The sequence below is a fragment of the Kitasatospora sp. NPDC036934 genome, from assembly GCF_055608425.1.
Genome location: NZ_JBVJQR010000008.1, coordinates 283,450 through 301,032 on the forward strand (window position 1 = coordinate 283,450; position 17,583 = coordinate 301,032).

Genomic DNA, 17,583 nt, shown 5'->3' on the forward strand with positions numbered 1-17,583 from the left:
CCGACCTTCCGCGCCGACCTTCCGCGCCGACCTTCCGCGCCGACCTGCAGACGCGCGGGCGGCCTTCAGACGCTGCGGTCGGCGAGCACCTCGCGGATCACGTGGCGGGCGTGGGCGGTGCGGGCCGAGTCGGTGTGGCGGTAGTACGGGATGGTCACCAGGGCGATGGAGAAGGCCCAGGCGCGGCCGCGGGCCCACATCGCGTCGTCGGCGCGCAGGGCGGCCCGGAAGGCGGGGCGGGCGGAGGCGGGAAGGAGGTTCCAGGCGGGCAGCAGGTCGGTGGTGGGGTCGCCGACGCCCATCAGGGCGAAGTCGAGGACGGCGGCGAGCCGGCCGGAGCGGTTCAGCAGCAGGTTGCCGGGGGTGAGGTCGCCGTGCATCCAGACCGGTGGGCCGGCGTGGTCGGGGAGGCGGAGCGCCTTGTCCCACAGGGTGGTCGCGGCCGCGGTGTCGATGGCGCCGGTCAGCTGGGCGATCGCCGCACGGGTGGAGCCGTCCCGGGAGGCGAGCGGCACGCTGCGGGGGCCGGCCGGGGCGCCGGCCGGGTCGAGGGTGCGCAGGGCCGTGACGAAGCCGGCCAGGTCGCGGGCGAGCGCCTCGGGCGCGGCGAGCACGCCGACCGCCGGGTTGACGCCGTCGAGCCAGCGCACCACCGACCACTCCCACGGGTAGCCCGCGGCGGGGCGGCCGACGGCCAGCGGGGCGGGGACGGGCAGCGGCAGCAGCGGTGCCAGCCGGGGCAGCCAGCGGTGCTCGCGGCGGACGTCCCCGGCGGCCCACTCCACCCGGGGCAGCCGGACGGCGAGTTCGGGCCCGAGCCGGAACATCGCGTTGTCCGTCCCGGCGGACCCGACCGGGGTGACCGGCAGGCCCACCCACTGCGGGAACTGGGCGGAGATCAACCGCCGTACCAGGGCAGCGTCGACGACCGGTTCATCGGGGTGCATCCGGGCGGCAGCGCACATGCCCGGCAGCGTACAGCGCGGATCGCCGGGGATCAGCCGGATCGGCGAACTGCGTACCGGAGTTCGATCAGCGGAGGGTGATCCGCCCCCGGACGGTGCCGCCCCGGCCGTACCGCAGCACGTTCCCGACCGGCGCCACCGCGCACAGCGGCCCGGCGCGGAGGCCTCGGAGGTGCCCGGGGTGTTCACGCCCGGCAGCCCGGGAAGCCACAACTGGACTCCGCTCGCAACTCGTTGGGGCCGGGGCCGGTTCGCGCCACGCCCGCCGCCCCGGGTGCGGCCGGGAGCCGTCACCGGTACCTGCCAGAATGCTGGGCGTACGGCGAAAGCACTGAAGGAGAAGGTGACCGGCTTCGTGACCACGCCAGTCGAACAGGTGGCCCGGCAGGCCCAGCAGGCGATCGAGCGCAAGATCGCCGAGGAACTGGGCGTCCGCGAGGGGCAGGTGAAGGCCGCCGTCGAGTTGCTCGACGGCGGCTCGACCGTGCCGTTCGTGGCCCGTTACCGCAAGGAGGTCACCGGCTCGCTGGACGACGCCCAGCTGCGCACCCTGGAGGAGCGGCTGCGCTACCTGCGGGAGTTGGAAGAGCGCCGGGCGGCCGTGCTGGAGTCGATCGAGTCCCAGGGCAAGCTGGACGACGCGCTGCGCGCCCAGGTGCTGGCCGCCGACTCCAAGGCGCGGCTGGAGGACATCTACCTGCCGTTCAAGCCGAAGCGGCGGACCAAGGCGCAGATCGCCCGCGAGGCCGGGCTGGAGCCGCTGGCCGACACCCTGCTCGCCGACCCGACGCAGGATCCGGCCGCGCTCGCCGCCGGGTACCTGAACGAGTCGGTGGCGGACGGCGCGGCCGCGCTGGAGGGCGCCCGGGCGATCCTGGTCGAGCGCTTCGGCGAGGACGCCGACCTGGTCGGCTCGCTGCGCGAGCGGATGTGGAGCCGCGGCCGGGTGGTCGCGCGGGTGCGGGACGGAAAGGAGGCCGACGGCGCCAAGTTCGCCGACTACTTCGACTTCGCCGAGCCGTACCCCAAGCTCCCCTCGCACCGCATCCTGGCGATGCTGCGCGGCGAGAAGGAGGAGGTGCTGGACCTCGAATTCTCCCCCTACGACGGCGACTCCGAGGGCGACCTGCCCGGGGAGAACGACTACGAGCAGCGCATCGCGGCCCGCTTCGGCATCGCCGACCGCGGCCGCCCGGCCGACAAGTGGCTGGCCGACACTGTCCGTTGGGCCTGGCGCACCCGGATCCTGGTGCGACTCGGCATCGACCTGCGGTCCCGACTGCGGGCCGAGGCCGAGGACGAGGCGGTACGGGTCTTCGCCGCCAACCTGCGCGACCTGCTGCTCGCCGCGCCGGCCGGCACCCGCGCCACCATGGGCCTGGACCCGGGCTTCCGCACCGGGGTGAAGGTCGCCGTGGTGGACGCCACCGGCAAGGTGGTCGCGTACGAGACGATCTACCCGCACCAGCCCGCCAACAAGTGGGACGCGGCGCTGAACACCCTGGCCGCGCTGGCGAAGAAGCACGACGTCGACCTGGTGGCGATCGGCAACGGCACCGCCTCCCGGGAGACCGACAAGCTCGCCGAGGACCTGCTGGGGCGCCACCCCGAGCTGAAGCTCACCAAGGCGATGGTCAGCGAGGCCGGCGCCTCGGTCTACTCGGCCTCGGCGTTCGCCTCCCAGGAGCTGCCGGAGCTGGACGTGTCGATCCGCGGCGCGGTGTCGATCGCCCGCCGTCTCCAGGACCCGCTGGCCGAACTGGTCAAGATCGACCCCAAGTCGATCGGCGTCGGCCAGTACCAGCACGACCTGAGCGAGGTGAAGCTCTCCCGCTCGCTGGACGCCGTGGTCGAGGACTGCGTCAACGCCGTCGGCGTCGACGTCAACACCGCCTCGGCGCCGCTGCTCACCCGGGTCTCCGGCATCACCGCCACGCTGGCCGACAACATCGTGGCCCACCGCGACGCCAACGGCCCGTTCCGCACCCGCCGACAGCTCAAGGACGTCTCCCGGCTCGGCCCCAAGGCCTTCGAGCAGTGCGCGGGCTTCCTGCGCATCCCCGGCGGAGAGGACCCGCTGGACGCCTCCAGCGTGCACCCCGAGGCCTACCCGGTGGTGCGCCGGATCCTCGCCGCCACCGGCGGGGAGCTGCGCGAGCTGATCGGCAACGGCGAGCGGCTGCGGGCGCTGCGCCCGGCGGACTTCGCCGACGACACCTTCGGCGTCCCGACCGTCACCGACATCCTCGGCGAGCTGGACAAGCCGGGCCGCGACCCGCGCCCGGCCTTCCGCACCGCGACCTTCAAGGAGGGCGTCGACAAGATCGGCGACCTGGAGGTCGGCATGGTGCTGGAGGGCGTGGTCACCAATGTGGCCGCCTTCGGCGCCTTCGTCGACGTGGGCGTCCACCAGGACGGCCTGGTGCACGTCTCGGCGCTGTCCCGGAACTTCGTCAAGGACCCGCGCGAGGTGGTCAAGCCGGGCGACATCGTCAAGGTCCGGGTGCTCACGGTGGACGTGCCGCGCAAGCGGATCGGTCTGACCCTGCGGCTGGACGACGAGGTCGGCGGGGGCCGGGAGCGGGGCGGCGACCGGGGTGACCGGGGTGAGCGGCAGGCCCGCCCGCCGCGCCAGGAGCGGCGCGGCGGCGACCGGGGCGCTCAGGGCGGCCAGGGCGGCGCTCAGGGCGGCCGTGGCGGCCAGGAGCGGCGCGGCGGCGGCTCCGGCGGCAACGCCCCGCTGGCGAACAGCGCCATGGCGGACGCGCTGCGCCGGGCCGGCCTGACCGGCGGCGGCGACGGCGGCTCCAAGGACCGGCGCTCCGGACGGCGCTGAGCGGTCTCCGGGAACGGCCGGGGGTCTCCGGGAACGGCCGGGCCGGTGGACGCCTCACGCGTCCACCGGCCCGGCCGTGGTGCTGCTCGGACGGTCAGGTCAGGAGCCTGTCCTTGGCCTTCTGGTACTCCTCCTCGGAGATGGCGCCGCGGTCCTTCAGGTCGGCCAGTCTCGCCAGGTCCTCGACGTGGCTGCGGCCGGCGCCCGCGCCGGCGCCGCCCTCCGAGGGCGTCCCGGCGGCGTCCCGGATGTACGCCCGGACGGCCGCGTCGGCCTGTTGGGCCTGTTCGACGTCCCGCATCCCCATGCCCTGGCCGCGGGCGATCAGGTACGCGAGGATGCCGATCAGCGGCAGGATGATCACCAGGACCAGCCAGCCGGCCTTGCCCCAGCCGCTCAGGTCATGGCTGCGGAAGATGTCCGAGATGATCTTGAACAGCAGGAAGAACCAGAGGATCCACAGGAACAGCTCCAACATCGTCCAGAAGATGTTGAGCACCGGATAATCCACTGCCAGTGAAGCAGCCAAGCCGTTGGTGTCCATAAAAAAGTCGTATCACCGTAAAACGGACACCGCTCTCCGCTGTTCGGCCATTCCAGTGATCTTCCGCCCCGGCGGGAATGCTCAGCCCTGCTGGGACCGGCGCCGCAGCTCCACGGCCAGCCCGATCAGCTCGCCCCACCAGGCCTCGTGCCCGGTGAGCAGCAGCCGCTGCGCCTCGGCGACCGGGACGGTCCGGACCTCCACCACCTGCTCGCCGTCCGCCGGGTTGGTCGGCGTCGAGTCCAGCTCGACCTCGCCCCAGCCCCACAGCCAGGCCTTGTCCGGGTGCGGCTGCCACGGCCGGTACGGCACCGGGTCCTCGGTGTGGCAGCGGTGTGCGCCGAGCCAGCCCGGTTCGCCGAGCAGCCGGGCGCCGGCCTCCTCGCGTAGCTCGCGGGCCAGACAGTCGGTGACCGACTCGTCCCGCTCCCGGGTGCCGCCGGGCAGGAACCAGTGGTTCCGGTCGTCCCGGCAGAGCACCACGCCGCCGCCCGCGAACCCGACCAGGTGGATGTTGGTGACCAGCCCGTCCGGCGGCAGCTCGGTGGAGAACTGCGCGTCGTAGCGGCCCCAGGTCCAGTACTGCGGCGCGTGCAGCGCCGGGAACAGGGCGGAGAGTTCGGCGGCTCTGGCGGGGGCGTCCGCGGTGTCGGCGCGGTCCGTGGTGTCGGTCATCTGAATATCTCCGAGGAGGTGAAGGCCTTGGAAGTCGGGAAGGAATGAGACATCTCGTGCTGGATCCTCGGTCGAGGCTGGGGAAGTGGCGAGGTCGGCCGTTTTGAAGCCGGACGAGTCGGCATCGAGAACGCGAGAGCCCGAATGGTACAAACTGACGGCCAATCATGTAACCCGTGGCCACTTGCGTGAAGCGGGCCCTCGAGTACCGCTTCTGGTTGTGCCGGAAAGCCGGACGGTGTAAGACCTCAACGGAGAACTCCGGGCGGGCAGTCGTCGGTGAAGCAGGAAGCCGTCCCACCGCGGCGCACGCGCGCAGCGGCTCAGCCGCGAGACTGAGGGGAACCCCTCGGGCGGGAGGGAAGTCAATCGGAGATCGTAGTGCCGGCGGGGAAACGGCGGGGGGCGCCCTGATGGACGAGGGCGATGTCGGAGGTGGAGATGGCGCGCGGCCGCCGGCGGACCGGCTCGATGGGGGAGTCCACCCAACTGCCCAGCGAGATCTCCGCGGTGATGCCCGGTCCGAAGCCGGCGATCAGCCCGGTGGTGCCCTCGCCCACCCCGCCGTCGGCGAACAGTCGGGCCAGGGCGTCGAAGACGACGGCGCTGGCGATGTTGCCGCGTTCGGTCAGGGTGGCCCGGCTGTAGCGGAACGTCGAGGGCTCGAGGTTGAGGAAGTGGCAGAGGTCGTCCAGGATGCGCGGGCCGCCGGCGTGCACGATGTAGAAGCCGAGCCCGGAGACGTCCCAGCCGTGCTGCCCGGCCAGGGTGCGCAGCGCGGGGGCGAGCATCTCCATGGTGCCGGGCACCCGCTTGTCCAGCTGGAAGTGGAAGCCGGTCTCCTTGACCCCGTACGAGATCCAGCCCTCGGTGTCCGGGACGAGGTGCGAGCCGTTGCGTTCGACGTGCACCCCGCGGCCGCCGTGGCCGCGCATCACCACGGCGGCGATCGCGTCCCCGAACAGGCCGTTGGAGAGCAGCGAGCCGACGCCGAGGTCGCTCGGCTGGTAGCAGAGCGAGCAGAACTCGCAGGCGACGATGAGCACGTTGGCGCCCGGGTAGGCGCGGCAGAAGTCGTGGGCGCGGTTGACGGCCGCGCCGCCGGCGGCGCAGCCGAGTTGGGCGATCGGCACCTGGCGGGTGTCGGAGCGGAAGCCCATGGTGTTGATCAGCCAGGCCGTCATGGAGGGCATCATGAAGCCGGTACAGGACACGTAGATGATCAGGTCGATGTCCTGGGCGCCCAACTCGGCATGGCCGAGGGCGCGTTCGACCACCTCGGGGACGCGGAGCTTGGCCTCCCGCTCGTACACCTGGTTGCGGTGGGTGAAGCCGGGGTGGGCGAGGGTCTGCTCGATCGGCTGGACCAGGTGCCGGGTGCGAACCCCGGTGTTCTCGATCAGCCGTAGGGCCAGGCCGAGTTGGGGGTGGCCGGCGTGCAGGGTGCGGGCCAGGTGGAGGGTCTCGTCGAGGGTGATGACGTGTTCGGGTACGGCGATGGCGGGGCGGCAGAGGGTGGCCATGAGGGGGGTCTCCTGGGGGACGGGGGGCTACCAGGCGACCGGCAGGGTGCGCGGGAAGCGCCAGATCGAGCCGGAGTTCCAGTCGAGTTCGGCCGGGTCGACTGCCAGCCGCAGCCCGGGGAAGCGCCGCAGCAGGGTGCCGATGGCGACCTGCAGCTCCATCAGGGCGAGGTGCGAGCCGAGGCAGCGGTGCTGGCCGTGGCCGAAGGCCATGTTGACCGGCCCGTCGGTGCGGTCGAGGTCCAGCTCGTCGGGGCGTTCGTACACCGAGGCGTCCCGGTTGGCGGTCAGGTAGGAGACGTGCACGGCCTCGCCGGCCCGGATCAGCACCCCGCCGAGCTCGACGTCCTCGGTGGCGACCCGGGCGATGCCGGGGCCCTGGCGGAACGGGATGAAGCGCAGCAGCTCCTCCAGGGCGCGCGGCAGGGTGTCCGGCCGGGTGCGCAGCTCGGCGAGCTGCTCGGGGTGGGTGAGCAGGGTGTACGTGATGTTGCTGAGCTGGTAGGTGCTGGTGTCGTGGCCGGTGACCAGCAGGACCATCGCCATGACGGTGAGCTCGTCGGCGTCCAGCAGGTCCTCGCCGTCCCGGGCGGTGGCCAGCGCGCTGATCAGGTCCTCGCCGGGGGCGGCGCGGCGTTCGGCGGTGAGCGCGGCGAAGTAGGCCCGCAGGCCGGCCTTGGCGGCCTCCTGGCCCTCGCGGCTGTCCGGGCCCATCCGCATCATCGCGACGGCCCAGCCGCGCAGCCGGTCGCGGTCCTGCTCGGGGATCTCCAGCAGCTCGCAGATGGTGGTGAGCGGCAGCCGGGCGGAGAGGAAGTGCGCGAGGTCGGCGGGGGCGCCGTGCTCCGTCATCTCGTCGAGGTAGCCGTCGACGATCCGCTGGGTGGCCGGGCGCAGCCGTTCGACCTGGCGGTTGGTGAAGCCCTGGGCGACCAGCCGGCGCAGCCGGTTGTGCTCGGGCGGGTCCATCAGGTTGATCGACTCGGCCTGGGCGATGGTGGCGGGCGTCATCCGGGGCAGGTCGCGTCCGATGCCGGCGGCGCGGCTGAAGCGGCGGTCGGTGGTGACCACCTTGACGTCCTCGTAGCGGGTGGCCAGCCAGGCCTCGCCCTCGCCGTGCGGCAGTCGGATCCTGGCGATCGGGGCCTCGGTGAGCAGCCGCTTGAGGAGGGGGTCGAACTCCAGGCCGTCGGTGTGGTGGAAGGGGCAGTCCCACACGGGAGTGCTGGTGGTCACGGGCCTGTCCAATGGTGTTCGTCGTGCGGGTGATGCCGCGGGTGATGCCGCCCGGACCGGCTGTCGGCGGTCGGGGCGCGGTCACGCAGATGTTCCCCCATGGACTGGCAAAGATGTGAATTCCCGGAGCCGTTCCCCCTATTGAGTGAGATGGCTGATTGTCATGCGAATCATCTTCTCCCGTAACGAAGTTGACGATCAGTCGTTCGCGCCCGGTGCGACCAGTCCGGTCTCGTAGGCGAGCACCACGGCCTGGGCCCGGTCGCGCAGGTTCAACTTGGAGAAGATCCGGGCCACATGGGTCTTCACGGTCGACTCGCTGAGGGTCAGCTCGACCGCCAACTCGGTGTTGGACAGCCCGCGTCCGAGCAGTCCGAGCACCTCCACCTCGCGCGGGGTGAGCGGAGCGAGGTCGCGGTGCAGCCGCGGGGCGGTGGTGCCGCGTGCGGCGGGGTGCGGGGCGCCGGCCGCGAAGCGCTCGACCAGCCGGCGGGTGATCGACGGGGCGAGCAGGGCGTCGCTGGTGTCCACCAGCCGTACCGCGGCGGCGAGATGGGCCGAGGTGACGTCCTTGAGCAGGAACCCGCTGGCGCCGGCGGACAGCGCCGAGTAGACGTAGTGGTCCAGGTCGAAGGTGGTCAGCATGATCACCCGGCAGCCGGGCACCGTGGCCAGGATCCGGCGGGCGGCCTCCAGGCCGTCCATGGTGGGCATCCGGATGTCCAGCAGGGCCACGTCGGGCCGGTGCAGGGTGGCGGCGGCCACCGCCTCGGCGCCGTCGGCGGCCTCGGCGACCACGTCGATGCCGCGCGCGGTGAGGATCATCCGGAAGCCGGTGCGGACCAGCTCCTGGTCGTCGGCGATCACCACCCGGGGGCGGCGCTGCTGGTCCTGTTCCACGGTCCCCTCCGCCACGGCTTCCACGGTCCTCCCGGTCACGGCTTCCACGGTCCCCTCGGTCACGGCCTCCACGGCCTCCACGGCCTCCACGGCCTCCACGGCCTCCACGGCCTCCACGGCCTCCACGGCCTCCACGGCCCCCTCGGTCACGGCCGTCACGGTCCCCTTCGTCACGGCCGGTCCAGCGGGAGGCGGGCGCGCACCCGGTAGCCCCCGCCGATCCGGCGCCGGGCGTCGAGGTCCCCGCCGTAGACCGCGACCCGCTCGCGCAGGCCGATCAGCCCGCGTCCGGCGCCGTCCGCCTGCCGGGGCGCGGGGGCGGGGGCCCCGGAGAGCACGCTCTGGCCGCTGTTCAGCACCTCCACCCGCAGGTAGTGGTCCGCGTAGCGCACCGTCACCTGGGCCGTCACCCCGTCCCCGTGCTTGAGCGCGTTGGTCAGCGCCTCCTGGACGATCCGGTAGGCCGTCACGTCGATGCCGCCGGGCAGCGGCCGCGGCTCGCCGGATATCCGCACCTCCACCGGCAGCCCGGCGAAGGCGAACCGGTCGATCAGCGGGCTCAGTCGGCTCAGGCTGGGCTGCGGCGTGAAGTCGTTCCGCTCCGGCTCCTCGCTGCCGTCCGCGGCCGGGGCGAGCAGGCCCAGCAGGTGCCGCAGTTCGGTCATGGTGTCCCGTCCGGCAGCCTCGACCGCGCCCATCGCGGCCGCCGCCTCCTCCGGCATGGTGGCCAGCACCTCGCGGGCGGCCCCGGCCTGCACCACCATCAGGCTCACGTTGTGACTCACGATGTCGTGCAACTCGGCGGCGATCCGCGCCCGTTCGGCGTCCACGGCGGCGCTCGCGGCGCTCTCCCGCTCCCGTTCCAGCAGCCAGCCGCGCTCGCCGATGGCGGCCCGGTACAGCCGGCGTGCCCGTACCAGCGCGACGCCCAGCCAGCCGGCGGCCGCACAGGCGGCGCCCGCCACCGTGAGCGCGATCCAGTCAGTCCCCGTTCCCCACACGACGCCCAGCCTCCCAGGTCGGCCCTTGATCCACATCATCCGGGGGTGCCGCCGCCGTACATCCCCGGTACTACGGCCACCTGCGGTTACACCCGGGGTGGGACGTCCGGCCCGGGCCGCCGCGCCTACCTTCGTCGGCATGAGCAACGACCACGACGGGACCACCACCCGCTCCGACGACGCGCCGTTCGTCGTCGAGCTGTCCGGGGTGCACAAGGAGTTCGGCGACGCCAAGGCGCTCGACGGTGTCGACCTGCGGATCCGCGCGGGTGAGGCGGTGGCCGTGATGGGCCCCTCGGGGTGCGGCAAGTCCACCCTGCTGAACATGGTGGCCGGACTGGACCGGCCCACCTCCGGCACCGTACGGGTGCAGGGGCAGGACCTCGGCGGGCTGAACGAGAACGGCCTGGCCCTGTTCCGCCGCCGCCACATCGGCATGATCTTCCAGTTCTTCAACCTGATCGACGACCTCCCGGCCCTGGACAACGTCGCCCTGGCCGCCCAGCTGACCGGGACCAGCGCCCGGCAGGCCCGCCGCCGAGCACTGGAACTGCTGGACGAACTCGGCGTCGCACACCGCAAGGACGTCTACCCGGCCACCCTCAGCGGCGGCGAGCGCCAGCGGGTCGCGGTGGCCCGCGCCCTGATGAACCGCCCGGCGCTGCTGCTCGCCGACGAGCCGACCGGCGCCCTGGACAGCCGCTCGGGCGAGCAGGTGATGGACCTGCTGATCGACCTCAACCAGATCGGGCAGACCCTGATGATCGTCACCCACGACCCCAACCTGGCCACCCGCTGCGCCAGTCGGCTGGTCGAGGTCGCGGACGGCAAGGTGGCGCGCGAGCGGATGCTTGAGGCGTCGTCGTGAGCGAGCGAACCATCAAGGGGAGCGGCGCCGTGTGGCGTGCCTCCCGGGCGGCGGTGAAGCGCCGCCGGGTGCAGACCGTCGTGATCGGGCTGGTCGTCTTCTGCTCCACCGCGACCGTGCTGCTCGCCCTCGCGGTGATCAGTGCCGCCCGGGCCCCCTTCGACACCGCCTTCGAGGCCGAGCGCGGCGCGCACGTCAACGCCGTCTTCGACCCGGCCAAGGCCTCGGCGGAGCAACTGGCCGCCACCGCCCACCGGCCGGGCGTCGAGGCCGCCGCCGGGCCCTTCGACCAGGCCGTGGTGACCATCCCCACGGACTGGGTCGGCCGCCCGCCGGGCCCGCTGACCCTGGTCGGCCGGCCCGACCCGGCGGCCGCGCCGGTGGACCGGGTGGAGCTGCTGTCCGGCCGCTGGGCCACCGCCCCCGGCGAACTGGTGATGGCCACGGCCGGGGGTGCCGGGGAAGGGAACCTCGGCAAGTCGGTCACCACCAACACCGGGCTGAAGCTCACCATCGTCGGCTCCGCCACCGACATGAGCCAGTCCGCCGGCGGCTGGGTCACCCCCGAGCAGGCGGCCGCCCTGCACCCCATCGGCCGGCAGATGCTCTACCGCTTCGCCGACGCGGACACCGAGCAGCAGCTGACCGCCTCGCTCGACAAGGCCACCGAGGGCCTGCCGAAGGACGCGGTCGCCAACGGGCAGTCCTACTTGGTGCTCAAGCAGGCCTTCTCGGCCGGCGCCGACGCCTACCTGCCGCTGATGACGGTCTTCGGGGTGCTCGGCCTGATCGTCGCCACGCTGATCGTCGGCAACGTGGTGAGCGGCGCGGTGGTCTCCGGCTACCGGCACATCGGGGTGCTGAAGTCGATCGGCTTCACCCCGCGCCAGGTGGTCACGGTCTACCTGACCATGGTCTCGGTGCCCGCCGCCGTCGGCACCGTCCTCGGGACGGCGGCCGGTTGGGCGGCCGCGTACCCGATCCTCCAGACCGCCTTCTCCGGGATCGCGACCGGCACCGCCGTCATCGCGCCGGCCGGCTGGCTGCCGGTCGCCACCCTGCTCGGCGTCCCGCTGCTGGTCGCCCTCGCCGCACTGCTGCCCGCCTCGCGGGCCCGCCGGCTCTCCGCCGCCCAGGCCATCTCGGCCGGCAGCGCCCCGCGCACCGGGCGCGGGCTGAAGGTACAGCGTTGGCTGAGCGGCACCCGGCTGCCCCGGGCCGTCAGCCTCGGCCTCGGCCAGCCCTTCGCCCGCCCGGCCCGCACCGCGCTGACCATGGCGGCGATCGCGCTCGGGGTGGTCACCGTGACGGTGACCACCGGGGTGACCGGCACCCTGGCCAAGGCCATGTCCGCACCTGACGAGTACACCCACATCGACGTACTGACCGGTGGCTTCACCGTGGACAAGGGCGCCCCCCGGCTGACCCAGGAGCAGACCGAGGCGATGCTGCACGCCGCCCCCGGGGCCGACCGGGTCTCCGTCCGCGGCCTGGTCCGGGTCGCCGTCGTGGGCCAGCCCCAGGTGGTCTTCGCCGACTTCTACGGCGGCGACGCCATGGTCGACCACAGCCGGTTGAACGTGGTCGAGGGCCGCCCGGCGACCGGGCTGGGCGAGGCCGAGGCCGGACCGGCCTTCCTGGACCAGCGCGGGCTCAAGCTCGGCGACAAGGTCACCCTGGTGCTGGACGACCGGCAGACCACCGTCACCCTGGTCGGCCTGGAGTCCCAGGGCAACGCCAACGCGCTCACCTCCAACGACGCCACCCGGGCCCTGCTCACCCCGGACCGGCACGTGGTCGAGTACGACGTACGGCTCGCCGCCGGCGCCGACGCCAAGGCCTACCAGGACGCGGTCGCCGCAGCCGACCCGACCCTGTCGACCTCGGTGGTCACGGCGGGCACCGCGGGGCCGGTCGTCGCGATCAAGACCTTCAGCACGACCTTCTCCGTCCTGCTGTCGGTGGTCGCCGCGCTCGGCGTCTTCAACACCCTGCTGCTCACCATCCGGGAGCGCCGCCGCGACCTCGGGATGCTGAAGGCGATCGGGATGACGCCCCGGCAGGTCGTCGGGATGACGATCACCTCGGTGGTCTGGCAGGGCGTGGTCAGCGGGATCGTCGGGATCCCGGTCGGGATCCTGGTGCACCGGCTGATCGTCGAGAACGTCCGGATCATCCACTTCACGGACGGCATGATCGACGTCTGGGGGGCCCCGCTGCTGGCCGTCCTCGCCCTCGCGGGCATCGCGATCGCCGTCCTCGGCGCGCTCGTCCCGGCCCGCTCGGCGGCCCGGCTGCCGATCGCCGAGGTGCTGCACAACGAGTGAGCCCACGGGGCACGCGGACGGCCGGGAGGGGAACCGCCCGGCCGTCCGTCGCGTCCCAACTCCCGTCGACATCGGGGGAGCTGAGGCGAGTGTCCGTCCACCGTTCCGGACTGGTCCTGCGAGCGGCCGTCACGCTCGGCGGGGTGGTGCTGTTCCGGCTCGGGCAGAGCATGCCGCTGCCCGGCGCCGATCCGGCCGTGCTGCGGCGGGTCGCCGACCGCACCCTGCCGGGCGACCAACTGCGCGGCCTGGCCGACCTGGTGACCGGCGGCGGACTGTACCGGCTGGCGCTGCTCCCGTTCGGCGTCCTGGTGGTCTTCCTGGCCCGCCCGCTCGTCCTGGCCCTCACCCGGCTGCACCCCCGGCTCGCCGCGCTGCGCCCCGAGCGGGCGGCCGGCAGCCGCGCCGGGATGCGGCGGGCTGAAGCCTGGACCACCTTGGCCCTCGGCCTGCTCGGCGGGCTGGCGCTCGCTCTGGCCGCCGACGCCGGTCGACTGCTGCCCGGCCCGGCCGCCGGGGACGGCGTACTGCGGTGGCACGGCGCGCCCGCCGTCGCCGTGCTCACCGGCTGCACCGCGGCCGGCGCGCTGGCGGTGCTGTGGCTGGCTCGCTGGATCAGCCGGTACGGGCTCGGCGACGGGGTGCCGGTGCTGCTGTTCGCCCAGGTCCTCGCCGTGCTGCCGGGCCAACTGTGGGCGGTGGAGGGGGAGTCCGGCCCCGGCGGCTACGCGCTGGTGCTGGCGGCGGTGCTGTTCTCCCTGGTGGCGACCACCGCGCTGGTGATCGCCGGGCGTCGGGGCGAGCGGCGCGTGCCGGTGCAGTACGCCCGGCGGATGATCGGGGTGCGGTCCGGCGGCGGCGAGCCCCGCCACCTGCCGCTGGTGCTCAGCCACCGGGGGTTCGTCCCGGCGGTGGCGGCGGCCCTGCTGCTCGCCCCGTTCCCGCTGCCCCGGCTGCCGTACCTGGCGCTGCTGTTCGGGCTGGCCGCCGCCGGCGCGTGGCTGGCCGTACTGGCCGGGCGGTCGGTGCTCGGGAGCGCGGACGTGATGATGCGCGAGGGGGCGTTCGTCCCCGGGATCCGGCCCGGCCGGCCCACCGTCGAGTTCCTGGCCTACCTGCGCGGACGGCTCGCCGTCGCGGAGGTGCTCGGCACCGGTCTGGTCGCCGTGCTGCCGGTGCTGGCGCTGGGGGCCGTCGGCGCGGCGGACGGCCACGGCTTCAGCGGCGCGAGCCTGCTGGTGGCCGCCGGTACGGCGCTGGGCGCGGTCGGTCCGCTGCTGCGGGACGTCCGGCGGGTCACCGTGCCACGCCGTTACGCCGAGTACGTGACGCGCCCCCGGCCGTGACCGTAGGAGCGCCTATCATCGCGCCATGGCCACCGCTGAGCTGATCCGCATCGTGTCCCGCTCCTCTCCCATGGCGCTCGCCCAGGTCGACCGGGTCCGCGCCGAACTCGCCGCGCTGCACCCGGGACTGCGCACCGAGGTGGTGCCGGTCACCACCTCGGGCGACCGCTGGACCGGGGACCTCGCCGCCCTGGGCGGCAAGGGCGCGTTCACCAAGGAGGTGGACGCCGCGCTGCTCGCCGGGGAGGCCGACGTCGCCGTGCACTGCCTCAAGGACGTGCCCGCCGACCGCCCGCTGCCCGCCGGTACCGTCTTCGCCGCCTACCTGCGCCGCGACGACATCCGCGACGCACTCGTCCACCCCGGCGGCCTGACCCTGGCCCAACTCCCGCCCGGCACCCGGATCGGCACCTCCTCCGTCCGCCGCACCGCCCAACTCGCCGCCTCCCACCCGCAGCTGGAGTGCGTCCCGATCCGCGGCAACGCCAACAGCCGGCTCGCCAAGCTGGCGGCGGGGCACGTCGACGCGCTGCTGCTCGCCGTCTCCGGCCTGGAGCGGATCGGCGAGCGGGCCCGGATCACCGAGGTCCTCGGCGTCGAGGAGATGTGCCCGCCGATCGGCGCCGGGATCCTGGTGCTGCAGTGCCGGGAGGACGACGCCGCGACCATCGAGGCCGTGGCCGGCCTCGGCCACCACGACACCTGGCGGGAGGCGGCCGCCGAGCGGATGTTCCTGCACGTGCTGCAGGGCCACTGCAACAGCCCGATCTCCGGCTTCGCCCGGGCCGAGGGGGACGGGCGGCTCTCGCTGCGCGGCCGGGTCTTCACCCCGGACGGCAAGCGGGTGCTGGACGCCCACGAGTGGGCGGGCGTGCTCAGCCCGGAGGACCTCGGCACCTCGGTCGCGCTGGCGCTCAAGCGGCAGGGGGCGCAGGAGCTGATCTCCTCGATCCCGCACTGAGGCCGGGGCCGGTGATCCTTCCGCCTCCGTGAACCGTTCCGCCGCGCCCACGGCTGAGCCGATTCCGGCTGCGTGACGGTGGTTCTCAGGAACGCCGGAGGAACCTGGCGTAGCAGGCCGCGAACACCACGACGATCCCGACGTTCACCGCCAGCCGCCCCCAGAAGTGGTGCCGGAGGAAGAGGACGTCCACGCCGACCACGACGGCCACCATCGCGAGCACGTAGACCACGGCGATCGTCTTGCTTGCCATGCTTCCTTTGTACCGCGCGCGGGCGGTACCGGAACCCGCGCGCGGGGGAGAACCGGGCGGGTGTTCGGGGCGTCCGTTGAGGCGTGATCAGTGCGGTGCTCGGCGGGATGCCGAACTTCTGGCCCGGGCTGCTGCTCTCGCTGGTGCCGGCCGCCCTGCTGAACCGGCCGGTGGGGCGGCTGCTGCGGGCCCACTGGGCGGTGGGCTTCCTGCTGCTGCTCGGGCTCGGCGGGGTGGTGGTGGCGACGCTGCTGCCGGAGGCGTTCCAGCTCTCCCGGGACGCCGTGCGGCACTGCGCGGTGGCCGGAGCCCGACCGCGCTCGCCGTACGAGCTGCTGCACGTACGGCACATCGAGCTCAAGCTGGCCACCTACGCCCCGGTGGGGTTCGCGGCCGCCCTGGCCGGGACCAGGCGACGGGCGGCGGTGGCGCTGGTGGGCACGGCCGTGCTGCCGTTCGCGGTGTCGGCGCTGCAGTACGCGGTGCCCGAGATCGGGCGGGCCTGCGACGCGCAGGACGTCTGGGACGGTGTGCAGGGGGTCGTGCTGGGGGCGGTGGTGGGTCTGGTGGTCGGGCCGGTGGTGCGGGCTCTCCGCGCCCGCGCCGCCGCCTGAGCTACCGGTCGAGCTGGTCGAGGAGCGGGAACAGCCGGGCGACGGCTGCGACCGGACGGGCCCCGACGGGACGGGCGGCCGGGTCGGTGTCCCGGTCGCGGTAGCGGGCGAGCAGCCGGCGCACCTCGGCGCCGACGGCGGTCAGCTCCTCGGGGGTGAGGTGGACGACGGCGCTGAACGCCTCGTCCTGCTGCCACTCGGCCGGGGCCCCGGCGCGCCCGGCGAGCCAGCGCCGGTAGCTCTCGTCCTCCAGGCCTCGGGCCAGCTCGCTGAACTCGTCCTGCGGGACGGGCGGTCCGGGTGGTTCGGGAAGTGCGGGCGGTTCGCTGTCGGGGAGCCGCCACGGCCGGGCCCGCCCGTCGGTGGCCGGGGCCTCCTCGATCAGGCCGTACCGGGCCAGCTGCCGCAGGTGGAACGAGCACAGCCCGGAACTGAGGCCGAGCCGGGCGGCGGCCTCGGTGGAGGTGAGGGTGCCGCGTTCGGCGAGCAGCTCCAGCAGCGCGGTGCGGACGGCGTGTTCGGGGAGGACGCCGGATCTGACGAGGTCTTCGGTCACTTTGCAAAGTATGCTACTTTGCAAAGTCGACAGCAAGTCCACCGAAGGGGGAGCACCCGTGTCCGAGCTGCGCGACCGTCCGACCGTCCTGAGGATCACCGAGGTGGGGGAGGAGATCCTCCGCCGCACCTGCCGCCCGGCGACCGAGGAGGACTTCGGCAGCGAGCGCCTGGCCCGGCTGATCGACGACATGTTCGCCACCATGTACGTCGCCGACGGCTGCGGCCTCGCCGCCAACCAGGTCGACGTGGACCTGCGGCTGTTCGTCTACGACTGCACCGACGAGGACGGCGTCCGGCACGTCGGACACGTGCTCAACCCGGTGGTCGAGGAACAGGAGCCCGGCCGCCGGCTGGCCGAGGACGTCGAGGGCTGCCTCTCCGTTCCCGGTGCCAACACCCAACTCGCCCGCCCCGCCCACGCGGTGGTGCACGGCGTCGACCAGCACGGTGCCCCTGTGACGATCGAGGGCGTCGGCTACTTCGCCCGCTGCCTCCAGCACGAGACCGACCACCTCAACGGTGGCCTCTACCTCGACCGGCTCTCCGCCCGCGACCGCAAGCGGATGATGAAGCAGACCGCCGACCGCAGGGAGAAGGTCTTCGCCGAGCGCGCCGCCAGGACCGCGAAGGCCGGTTAGGGTGGCGCGGTGACCGAGCCCGCCCACCTCGCCGCCGTCCGCGCGTCGTACGACACCGTCGCCGCCGACTTCGTCCCGGCGGGGCGGCTGGCCGAGCTGCTGGAGCGGGCGGGCTTCACCGTCACCACCCGGCTGGAACAGCCGCATCCGCAGCGAACGGACCGCTCGCACGTCTGCCTGCTGGGGCACGTCTGATCCGGGGCGCTCGTGGGCAGGGGTCTTTCCGGGGTGGGTTCTCCGGGGGGGTCTCCGGGTCGAACCCTGACGGAAGACCAGGGATCACCGGGGCCCCGACCCTGATGCTCGCGGCCCGGCGGGTCGGCAGACTCGTCGACGGG

The 17,583-nt window shown here is 73.6% G+C and carries 17 protein-coding genes; 8 read left to right on the plus strand and 9 right to left on the minus strand.

The window, feature by feature from the left end:
* Positions 1-65: 65 nt before the first annotated feature.
* Positions 66-965, minus strand: a complete 900-nt coding sequence (locus ACZ7BZ_RS15190; protein WP_470358722.1) for an aminoglycoside phosphotransferase family protein — start codon at positions 963-965, stop codon at positions 66-68.
* Between the two features lie 355 nt (positions 966-1,320).
* Between ACZ7BZ_RS15190 and ACZ7BZ_RS15195 the strand changes: the two genes are divergently transcribed.
* Positions 1,321-3,801, plus strand: a complete 2,481-nt coding sequence (locus ACZ7BZ_RS15195) for a Tex family protein (protein ID WP_470358723.1) — start codon at positions 1,321-1,323, stop codon at positions 3,799-3,801.
* A gap of 94 nt (positions 3,802-3,895) precedes the next feature.
* On the opposite strand, the gene ACZ7BZ_RS15200 is transcribed toward ACZ7BZ_RS15195, so the two are convergent.
* The 6 genes from ACZ7BZ_RS15200 to ACZ7BZ_RS15225 all read right to left on the minus strand — a co-directional run bounded on the left by ACZ7BZ_RS15200 (position 3,896) and on the right by ACZ7BZ_RS15225 (position 9,680).
* Entirely contained in the window at positions 3,896-4,345 is a 450-nt protein-coding gene (locus ACZ7BZ_RS15200) for an SHOCT domain-containing protein (RefSeq protein ID WP_470358724.1), read from the minus strand.
* 81 nt (positions 4,346-4,426) lie between these two features.
* Positions 4,427-5,020, minus strand: a complete 594-nt coding sequence (locus ACZ7BZ_RS15205) for an NUDIX domain-containing protein (protein WP_470358725.1) — start codon at positions 5,018-5,020, stop codon at positions 4,427-4,429.
* A gap of 365 nt (positions 5,021-5,385) precedes the next feature.
* Positions 5,386-6,543, minus strand: a complete 1,158-nt coding sequence (locus tag ACZ7BZ_RS15210) for a type III polyketide synthase (protein ID WP_470358726.1) — start codon at positions 6,541-6,543, stop codon at positions 5,386-5,388.
* Positions 6,544-6,570: 27 nt separating this feature from the next.
* A complete protein-coding gene (locus ACZ7BZ_RS15215) occupies positions 6,571-7,779 on the minus strand; it encodes a cytochrome P450 (RefSeq protein WP_470358727.1) in 1,209 nt (402 codons plus the stop codon).
* A gap of 198 nt (positions 7,780-7,977) precedes the next feature.
* Entirely contained in the window at positions 7,978-8,679 is a 702-nt protein-coding gene (locus ACZ7BZ_RS15220) for a response regulator (protein WP_470358774.1), read from the minus strand.
* A gap of 170 nt (positions 8,680-8,849) precedes the next feature.
* Positions 8,850-9,680 (minus strand): sensor histidine kinase, encoded by an 831-nt coding sequence (locus tag ACZ7BZ_RS15225; protein WP_470358728.1) that lies wholly within the window; start codon positions 9,678-9,680, stop codon positions 8,850-8,852.
* Positions 9,681-9,819: 139 nt separating this feature from the next.
* Between ACZ7BZ_RS15225 and ACZ7BZ_RS15230 the strand changes: the two genes are divergently transcribed.
* From ACZ7BZ_RS15230 to hemC, 4 genes are all read left to right on the plus strand, one after another.
* A complete protein-coding gene (locus ACZ7BZ_RS15230) occupies positions 9,820-10,548 on the plus strand; it encodes an ABC transporter ATP-binding protein (protein ID WP_470358729.1) in 729 nt (242 codons plus the stop codon).
* Positions 10,545-12,875, plus strand: coding sequence for an ABC transporter permease (locus ACZ7BZ_RS15235; protein ID WP_470358730.1), 2,331 nt, complete (start codon positions 10,545-10,547; stop codon positions 12,873-12,875). The genes ACZ7BZ_RS15230 and ACZ7BZ_RS15235 overlap by 4 nt, the downstream gene beginning before the upstream one ends.
* 89 nt (positions 12,876-12,964) lie before the next feature.
* The gene (locus ACZ7BZ_RS15240; RefSeq protein ID WP_470358731.1) at positions 12,965-14,221 is read left to right on the plus strand and encodes a hypothetical protein; all 1,257 of its coding nucleotides are present in this window, start codon (positions 12,965-12,967) and stop codon (positions 14,219-14,221) included.
* A 25-nt stretch (positions 14,222-14,246) separates the two neighbouring features.
* Positions 14,247-15,182, plus strand: a complete 936-nt coding sequence (gene hemC / locus ACZ7BZ_RS15245; protein WP_380463700.1) for a hydroxymethylbilane synthase — start codon at positions 14,247-14,249, stop codon at positions 15,180-15,182.
* Between the two features lie 85 nt (positions 15,183-15,267).
* Here the strand turns inward: hemC and ACZ7BZ_RS15250 are convergent, their stop codons facing one another.
* A complete protein-coding gene (locus tag ACZ7BZ_RS15250) occupies positions 15,268-15,435 on the minus strand; it encodes a hypothetical protein (RefSeq protein ID WP_470358732.1) in 168 nt (55 codons plus the stop codon).
* Between the two features lie 83 nt (positions 15,436-15,518).
* On the opposite strand from ACZ7BZ_RS15250, the gene ACZ7BZ_RS15255 reads away from it, so the two are divergent.
* Positions 15,519-16,049 (plus strand): hypothetical protein, encoded by a 531-nt coding sequence (locus tag ACZ7BZ_RS15255; protein WP_470358733.1) that lies wholly within the window; start codon positions 15,519-15,521, stop codon positions 16,047-16,049.
* 1 nt (position 16,050) lies between these two features.
* On the opposite strand, the gene ACZ7BZ_RS15260 is transcribed toward ACZ7BZ_RS15255, so the two are convergent.
* Positions 16,051-16,605, minus strand: a complete 555-nt coding sequence (locus ACZ7BZ_RS15260; RefSeq protein ID WP_470358734.1) for a winged helix-turn-helix domain-containing protein — start codon at positions 16,603-16,605, stop codon at positions 16,051-16,053.
* 10 nt (positions 16,606-16,615) lie between these two features.
* Here ACZ7BZ_RS15260 and def point away from each other — a divergent pair, with 10 nt between their 5' ends.
* Both def and ACZ7BZ_RS15270 read left to right on the plus strand, forming a co-directional pair.
* Complete coding sequence (gene def / locus ACZ7BZ_RS15265; protein ID WP_470358735.1) at positions 16,616-17,245, plus strand: peptide deformylase; 630 nt, start codon at positions 16,616-16,618, stop codon at positions 17,243-17,245.
* 9 nt (positions 17,246-17,254) lie between these two features.
* Positions 17,255-17,440, plus strand: coding sequence for a hypothetical protein (locus tag ACZ7BZ_RS15270; RefSeq protein ID WP_470358736.1), 186 nt, complete (start codon positions 17,255-17,257; stop codon positions 17,438-17,440).
* Positions 17,441-17,583 lie beyond the last annotated feature (143 nt).